The organism is Kosakonia quasisacchari (genome assembly GCF_004331415.1).
GTDB classification, from domain to species: domain Bacteria; phylum Pseudomonadota; class Gammaproteobacteria; order Enterobacterales; family Enterobacteriaceae; genus Kosakonia; species Kosakonia quasisacchari.
Genome location: NZ_SJOP01000044.1, coordinates 1 through 7649 on the forward strand (window position 1 = coordinate 1; position 7649 = coordinate 7649).

Annotated in this window: 7 protein-coding genes and 1 tRNA gene; 5 read left to right on the forward strand and 3 right to left on the reverse strand. The window is 53.9% G+C overall.

Annotation, left to right across the window (positions count from 1 at the left end; all coding sequences use genetic code 11):
- Positions 1-44: 44 nt before the first annotated feature.
- Complete coding sequence (locus E0L21_RS24265; RefSeq protein WP_131413783.1) at positions 45-854, reverse strand: endonuclease/exonuclease/phosphatase family protein; 810 nt, start codon at positions 852-854, stop codon at positions 45-47.
- 230 nt (positions 855-1084) lie between these two features.
- Between E0L21_RS24265 and yafC the strand changes: the two genes are divergently transcribed.
- Positions 1085-1972: a DNA-binding transcriptional regulator YafC gene (yafC, locus tag E0L21_RS24270; protein WP_131413784.1), complete on the forward strand. Its 888-nt coding sequence runs from the start codon at positions 1085-1087 to the stop codon at positions 1970-1972.
- A gap of 37 nt (positions 1973-2009) precedes the next feature.
- Here yafC and dkgB read toward each other — a convergent pair whose 3' ends face one another.
- Complete coding sequence (gene dkgB / locus E0L21_RS24275) at positions 2010-2813, reverse strand: 2,5-didehydrogluconate reductase DkgB (protein ID WP_131413785.1); 804 nt, start codon at positions 2811-2813, stop codon at positions 2010-2012.
- 202 nt (positions 2814-3015) lie between these two features.
- On the opposite strand from dkgB, the gene E0L21_RS24280 reads away from it, so the two are divergent.
- Genes E0L21_RS24280 through fabF form a run of 4 tightly spaced genes read left to right on the forward strand, consistent with a single transcriptional unit; the run spans position 3016 to position 7453 of the window.
- Positions 3016-3570: a winged helix-turn-helix transcriptional regulator gene (locus E0L21_RS24280; RefSeq protein ID WP_131413786.1), complete on the forward strand. Its 555-nt coding sequence runs from the start codon at positions 3016-3018 to the stop codon at positions 3568-3570.
- The gene (locus E0L21_RS24285; protein ID WP_131413789.1) at positions 3557-4600 is read left to right on the forward strand and encodes an HlyD family secretion protein; all 1044 of its coding nucleotides are present in this window, start codon (positions 3557-3559) and stop codon (positions 4598-4600) included. Before E0L21_RS24280 ends, E0L21_RS24285 begins: the two co-directional genes overlap by 14 nt.
- The gene (locus tag E0L21_RS24290; protein ID WP_131413787.1) at positions 4597-6159 is read left to right on the forward strand and encodes a DHA2 family efflux MFS transporter permease subunit; all 1563 of its coding nucleotides are present in this window, start codon (positions 4597-4599) and stop codon (positions 6157-6159) included. The genes E0L21_RS24285 and E0L21_RS24290 overlap by 4 nt, the downstream gene beginning before the upstream one ends.
- 19 nt (positions 6160-6178) lie before the next feature.
- Entirely contained in the window at positions 6179-7453 is a 1275-nt protein-coding gene (gene fabF, locus E0L21_RS24295; RefSeq protein WP_131413788.1) for a beta-ketoacyl-ACP synthase II, read from the forward strand.
- A gap of 91 nt (positions 7454-7544) precedes the next feature.
- Here the strand turns inward: fabF and E0L21_RS24300 are convergent.
- A tRNA-Asp gene (locus tag E0L21_RS24300) sits at positions 7545-7621 on the reverse strand.
- Positions 7622-7649 lie beyond the last annotated feature (28 nt).

Genomic DNA, 7649 nt, shown 5'->3' on the forward strand with positions numbered 1-7649 from the left:
AAGCACCGTTTCCCCACGGTGCTTTTTTTTTGCCCTCTGGCTTATCACCCTTCATGGATTGCCGGCTTGCCAGGGGTAAACTCCACCAGCAGCGGGTTGTGATCCGATGCGCGTGTTACCAGCACTGACGCTTCCTGCACATTCAAACCACGATAGAAAACAAAATCCAGCGGGCGCCCAAAGGCACGGCGGCGATTGTCATCAGTGAAACGGACCTGTCGCAACGACATATCGCGCGTAAAGCGGTAGAGCGCATTCATACGCGGGCGGCTCCAGGCGTTGAAATCCCCCGCCATAATCACAGGCCCGGCGTGGCGCATAATCTGATCGCCAATCGGCAGCAGTTGCTTGCTGTACACATCCACGCCCAGACTGAAGTTCACCGCATGCACATTCACCACCATCAGGTTACGTAAATCGGGCAGTGGGTACACCGTGACCAGCGCTGATTTCGCAAGGCGTAAAATCGGTTCCCGCTCACGCAACGGGCAGCAATAGACCGGATGCGCGGACGAAAGCGTCATCACTCCAGAGGGATGTTGCGGCAACACAAATGCAGGAACCTGATCGGCAGCAAGATAGTTAGTGGTCGCAAACCTGACCAGTTCCGGCGTGGTTTGCGCTTCCTGTAATAGCACGAGATGAGCGTCTTTGCCGAAACTTTGCAACACCGATAACCACTCGGCACGCTGCTGCTTAAAGATATTCCATACCAGTACGCGGATTTTTTCGTCGCTGCTTAAAGGTACACCCGCAGGTAACGCTTTGCCGATGCTCGCGAAGGACCCCGGCGGTAAAATTCGCTCCGCTGGTTGTCCGGCAACATATCGCATGGCATAGGTATTCTTTGGCACTTTCGGCTTCAAACCTCATTGATTTCCACACCCGGCTCCCGGGTGGTCATTCAGTTATAGGGATTTTAGCGCACACTTTCAACGCACAATCGGCAGAAAAACCCCCGGTTATAGTTAGTGAGCGCTTATTAATGCCGCCAGCGCCGCGCGTGCGTGGCATCGCAGGCTTCAACATGGTTAAATAGCGTATGGATGAATAATATCGTTGCAGTGTTGCTACAGAGGCAATAATGAAAACCACCTCAGAAGAACTCGCGATTTTTGTTGCTGTTGTCGAAAGCGGCAGCTTCAGCCGGGCAGCGGAACGCCTGGGTCAGGCGAATTCGGCGATTAGCCGTGCCGTAAAAAAACTGGAGAACAAGCTGGGCGTTAATTTGCTTAATCGCACCACGCGCCAGCTCAGTTTAACCGAAGAAGGCGAGCGCTATTTCCGCCGCGTACAAAGTGTATTGCAGGAGATGGCGGCCGCAGAAACAGAGGTGATGGAAACAAAATCCACGCCGCGCGGCACACTACGCATTGATGCGGCGACGCCGGTCGTGCTGCATTTCCTCATGCCGCTGATTAAACCGTTTCGTGAACGCTACCCGGAAATTAGTCTGTCCCTGGTCTCAAGCGAAACGTTTATCAATTTGATTGAGCGTAAAGTGGATGTGGCAATCCGCGTGGGTAAATTAACTGACTCCAGCCTGCGCGCCCGCCCGCTGTTCAAGAGTTATCGAAAAATTATCGCCTCACCGGACTACATCGCTCGCCATGGCAAGCCTGAAACGGTAGAAGAATTGCGCAACCATGTGTGCCTTGGTTTCACCGAACCGGTCTCCCTTAACATCTGGCCGATTGCTTCTGCCGATGGTCAATTGTTTGAAGCCACGCCGGATATCACCTCAAATAGCGGAGAAACACTCAAACATTTATGTCTGAGCGGCAACGGCATCGCCAGCTTATCGGACTACATGATTGATAAAGAGCTGGCAAGTGGGGAACTGGTGGATTTGCTGGCGGATAAACGCCTGCCGGTGGAGATGCCCTTCAGTGCGGTCTATTACAGCGACCGGGCGGTGAGTACGCGTATTCGCGCCTTTATTGATTTTATCAGCGAACACCTGCCGCAATAACAACAACGGGAGCATTACGCTCCCGTTGCATTCTCGATTAATCCCAGTTCGGCGCCAGGCCTTCCGGGCTGACCAAACGGTCATTGCAATCAAGTTTCGCGATTTCCGCTTTATCTTCTGCATCCAGTTTCAGCGACTGTGCCAGCAGGTTGCTTGCCAGGTTCTCACGCTTGGTTGAAGACGGGATCACCGCATACCCTTCGCCCATTGCCCATGCCAGGATAACCTGCGCCGGCGTAGCGTTATGTTTCTGTGCGATACGCCCAATCACTTCGTCTTTCAGCGCCTTACCGTATGCCAGCGTCATGTAAGACGTGATATGGATACCGTGCTGTTTCGCCCAGTCAACGACTTTGCGGTTTTGCAGATACGGCGACAATTCAATTTGATTCGTGGCGATGTTTTCCGCACCCACAGCGGCAATGGCCTGGTCCATCAGCGGGATAGTGAAGTTCGATACCCCAATCTGGCGTGTCAGCCCCTGCGCTTTTGCCTTCATCAGCTCTTGCATAGAGACATCAACGGCCACAGCCGCGCCCGGAGACGGCCAGTGAATCAGGGTCAGATCAACATAATCCGTGCCTAATTTTTTCAGGCTCTCTTTCAGGCTGGGGATCAGTTTGTCTGCGCCCAGGTTTTCGGTCCAGATTTTGGTGGTGATAAACAGCTCTTCGCGCGCAACGCCGCTCTGAGCCAGCGCTTCGCCAATGGCAGCTTCGTTACCATAGATCTGTGCGGTATCAATCACGCGATAACCCAGCTCAAGGGCATTTTTCACAGAAGCGATAACCGCTTCGTCAGTTAAACGGAAGGTGCCAAGACCAAATGCAGGGATAGCCATAAGAATTCCTCTTTCTGATTTCGTAATGTTTCGTTGCGCTGATTATTCCCCGCTTCAGCAAGGGGAAAAAGAGGCGAAAAAGCAGAGGTTTTTTGCCAGAGAAGCAAAAGTAAGGAATTCAGGGCGTAAAGCTAGTCACTTGCATTTTGAAAGTCACTATGTCACCGTGAACACAGAATCTAATCAGTAACCGGGCCAGACCATGAGAAATGAACCGCTTTGCAACGCTCCCTGCCCCATTGCCCGTAGCTTAGGCCGCATTGGTGACAGCTGGAGCATGATAATCCTGCGTGACGCTTTTGCCGGTTTCACACGTTTTGATGAGTTCCAGAAAAGCGCCAATGTCGCTCCCAACATTCTCTCTCGTCGCCTGAAAGAGTTGGTTGATGACGGGCTGCTGGAAAAAGTGAGCTACAGCACAACACCGCCGCGCTATGAATATCACCTGACGGCTCTCGGGCGCGATTTTCGCCCGGTGATCCTCGCACTGGCGGAATGGGGAAACCGTTATTTCTCGCCAGAAGGCGCGCAAATACAGTTAGTCGAGCGTGAAACACAACGCCCGGTCGAGACCATCCTCATTGATAAAGCAACCGGCGAAACCATCACCCCGGAGAAATATGCCCTGATGCCTGGCCCGGCGGCTGCACCGGTTATCCATTACCGCCACGATTATTTACAACGCAAACACGCTGGCGATAACACGCAAAAATTCGCCCCACTTCACTATGTGAGCCGCGATGATGACGCTCAGTAAAAAGAAAAAGGCGCTCACCCTGGTGCTGTTAGCCGCAGCGCTATTGTCCGTTGCGGGTTACGGCGCGTACTGGTGGCAAAGTGGACGATTTATACAATCCACCGACGATGCTTACGTGGGTGGCGATATCAGCGCTATCTCCAGTAAAGTGTCCGGTTATGTCCAACAGATTGCCGTACAGGACAACATGCGGGTCAGAAAGGGCGATCTTTTAATCCGCCTCGACGATAGAGATTACCAGGCCGCACTGGCGAAAGCCGCCGGTGAAGTAGCTGCACAGCAGGCGACGCTGGCTGATATTGCCGCAACGCGCCAGTTGCAACTGGCGACCATTGAAGGCGCAACAGCATCGCTGGCTGCTGCCAAAGCGGTAAGTGATAAGTCGGCCAATGACAATCGCCGATACAGCGCGCTGGTCATGTCCAGTGCCGTTTCTGCGCAGGTACGGGAAAATGCGGCTGCCGATTATCGCCAGGCGCGTGCGCAGGAGAGCAAAGCGCAGGCAGACAACGCTGTTGCCATGCGCCAACTGGCTGTGCTTGATGCACGAGAAAAACAGACGCAAGCCGCGCTGCAGCAAGCCCAGGCGAATCTTGAAATCGCGAAATTAAACCTGAACTATACCGAGATCCGCGCCCCGTTCGATGGCGTCGTAGGGAATCGCCGGGCCTGGTCCGGCTCCTTCATCGGCGGCGGCACGCAACTGCTTTCTCTGGTTCCCGCAGAAGGCTTGTGGGTCGAAGCCAATTTCAAAGAGAGCCAGCTAGCCCACATGCTTCCCGGCCAACGCGCGACCATAGTGGCGGATGTGATGCCGGGTCGAACGTTCTACGGCCATGTTCTCAGCGTTTCCCCCGCGACCGGTTCACGATTTAGTATTCTCCCGGCAGAAAACGCCACCGGAAATTTCACCAAGATCGTCCAGCGTGTGCCCGTTCGTATCGCGCTGGAGGGCGAAGCTGCAAAACTCGGCGTATTGCGCCCGGGGTTTTCTGTCATCGTTACCGTTGACGAAAAGAGCGCGCAATGAGCACCACCGATGCTGTACCGCTGCAACCGGGCATTTCTATGCCGGTAAGTCAGAAAGTGTTTGCCTTCGCGACAATGTGTGTGGGTATGTTTATCGCCCTGATTGATATCCAGATTGTTTCGGCGTCGCTACGTGATATTGGCGGAGGGCTTTCTGCCGGCGATGATGAAACCGTATGGGTACAAACCAGCTATCTGATCGCCGAGATCATCATTATTCCTCTCTCGGGATGGCTGGCACGGGTGATGTCTACGCGCTGGCTGTTTGCCGCCTCCGCCGCCGGGTTTACGGTGATGAGCCTGCTCTGCGGCTGGGCGTGGAATATCCAAAGTATGATCGCTTTTCGCGCATTACAAGGGCTGGCGGGCGGCTCGATGATCCCGTTGGTTTTCACCACCGCCTTTGCTTTTTTCCAGGGAAAACAACGCGTCATCGCTGCTGCAACGATTGGCGGGCTAGCCTCGCTGGCGCCGACGCTCGGCCCCACCGTCGGTGGCTGGATAACCGAGAATTTCAGCTGGCACTGGCTGTTTTATATCAACATCGTACCGGGGATTTACATCGCCGTTGCTGTACCGCTACTGGTAAAAATTGATACGCCAAACCCGTCGCTATTACGCGGCGCGGATTACCTGAGCATCCTGCTGCTTGCGGTATCGCTGGGGTGTCTGGAATACACCCTTGAAGAAGGCCCACGTTGGGGCTGGTTTGATGACAATACCTTAGCGCTGACTGGCTGGGTTGCGTTGCTGTGCGGCATCTTTTTTGTTATTCGCACGCTACGCCATACGCAGCCGGTAATGGATCTTCGTGCGCTTAAGGACAGAACGTTCGCGCTGGGCTGCTACTTCTCGTTTATGGCGGGGGTTGGCATCTTTGCTACGATCTATCTAACGCCATTGTTTCTTGGCACGGTGCGCGGCTTTAGCGCACTGGAAATTGGTCTGGCGGTGTTTTCCACTGGGCTTTTTCAGGTGCTGTCGATCCCATTCTATGCGTGGCTTGCGAATCGGGTCGATTTACGCTGGCTGCTGATGGCGGGGCTGCTCGGATTTGCGGTGTCGATGTACAGCTTTATCCCGCTAACGCATGAGTGGGGCGCACAAGAACTTCTGTTACCGCAAGCATTTCGCGGCCTGGCGCAACAATTTGCAGTTGCCCCGACGGTCACATTGACGCTTGGCAGCCTGCCGCCGACACGGTTGAAACTGGCATCTGGTCTGTTCAATTTGATGCGCAATCTGGGCGGCGCGATTGGCATCGCCTTGTGCGGCACCGTGATTAATGACCGAACCAATTTGCACTACAGCCGCCTCGCGGATCATCTCAATAATGCCTCTCTTTCCGTAACAGAATTCGTTCAGAGCAGCGCCAGCAGATTGGTTAGCCAGGGAATTTCACCCGATATCGCCAGCAGTGCTGCACTAAAAAACCTTTCGGCCATCACGTTGCGAGAGGCTCGGACACAAGCGTTTTCAGATGCTTTTTATCTGATCATGTTAGGTTTTTTAATCGCTGCGCTGCTGGTTCCTTTAATGAAAAAACCGCAAACAGCGTGATATTTCAGGAGAATTGATTATGAGCGTTTCAACAAAACGCGTCGTGGTAACAGGAATGGGAATTGTCAGCCCGCTGGGTTGCGGCGTATCTCATGTCTGGCAATCGCTAGTGCAGGGAACATCAGGGATTTCGCGGCTTGCAGATGACATGGTCGACGATATTCCCTGCAAAGTGGCAGGCCAGGTTCCTTCTATTGAAGAGGATCCGCAATACGGTTTTGATCCGCTAGTGGCTATTCCAGCCAAAGAGCGCAAAAAAATGGATCGTTTTATTGAATTTGCGCTGGTCGCGGCAAAAGAAGCCCTGACGCAGGCGAACTGGTTCCCACAGGATCAAGCAGAAAAAGATCGTACTGCCACAGTGATTGCGACCGGGATCGGTGGATTTAACGAAATCGCCAATGCCGTGCGCACAACGGACGATCGTGGGCCACGTCGACTTTCCCCTTTTACAATCCCCTCTTTCCTCGCCAACCTCGCTGCCGGGCATGTTTCAATTGCGCATGGTTTTCGCGGACCTATTGGCGCACCGGTTACCGCCTGCGCCGCGGGGGCGCAGGCAATCGGTGACGCCGCGCGAATGATCCGCAGCGGTGAGGCGGATATTGCGCTGTGCGGTGGCAGTGAGGCGGCAATACACCGGGTTAGTCTTGCCGGTTTTGCTGCGGCAAGAGCACTATCAAGCAGTTTTAACGACATACCAACAACAGCATCGCGACCCTTTGATCGCGATCGTGATGGTTTTGTAATGGGAGAAGGCGCCGGATTGCTCGTTATCGAATCTCTGGAACATGCGCTGGCACGTGGTGCTACACCGCTGGCAGAACTAGTGGGATACGGAACCAGCGCGGATGCGTACCATCTGACAGCAGGCCCGGAAGATGGTAACGGTGCGCGTCGTGCCATGGAAGCAGCCATTCGCCAGGCTGGCGTTACCACTGCGGATATTCAGCATATTAATGCACACGCGACCTCAACTCAGGTCGGTGATAAAGGAGAATTGGCGGCGATTAAGGGGCTTTTTGGTAACGCTCCGGTTGCAATTACCTCAACAAAATCAGCAACGGGTCATTTGCTAGGCGCGGCAGGCGGGATTGAAGCGATTTTCACTATCCAGGCTTTACGTGATCAAGTTGTACCACCAACGCTGAATTTGCATCACCCTGACGCCGAGGCAGAAGGATTGCATCTAGTTGCGCTTACTGCGCAGCCGCTGGAGATGCGTTATGCCTTATCAAATGGCTTTGGATTTGGTGGCGTTAACGCCAGCCTGCTGCTGAAACGCTGGGAGTGACATACGGTAAAAAGGGCGCGATTGCCCTTTTTATAGAAATAACAGACGAAAAAAAACCGCATCTCGTTAGAGATGCGGCTCTTAAAATAAGTGGCGGAACGGACGGGACTCGAACCCGCGACCCCCTGCGTGACAGGCAGGTATTCTAACCGACTGAACTACCGCTCCACCGAATTTCTTCACAACCACCGGTTTA

Coding starts and splice junctions, on each gene's coding strand:
- yafC (WP_131413784.1), top strand. CDS start 1,085: ATGAAAACCACCTCAGAAGAACTCGCGATTTTTGTTGCTGTTGTCGAA.
- dkgB (WP_131413785.1), bottom strand. CDS start 2,813: ATGGCTATCCCTGCATTTGGTCTTGGCACCTTCCGTTTAACTGACGAA.
- E0L21_RS24280 (WP_131413786.1), top strand. CDS start 3,016: ATGAGAAATGAACCGCTTTGCAACGCTCCCTGCCCCATTGCCCGTAGC.
- E0L21_RS24285 (WP_131413789.1), top strand. CDS start 3,557: ATGACGCTCAGTAAAAAGAAAAAGGCGCTCACCCTGGTGCTGTTAGCC.
- E0L21_RS24290 (WP_131413787.1), top strand. CDS start 4,597: ATGAGCACCACCGATGCTGTACCGCTGCAACCGGGCATTTCTATGCCG.
- fabF (WP_131413788.1), top strand. CDS start 6,179: ATGAGCGTTTCAACAAAACGCGTCGTGGTAACAGGAATGGGAATTGTC.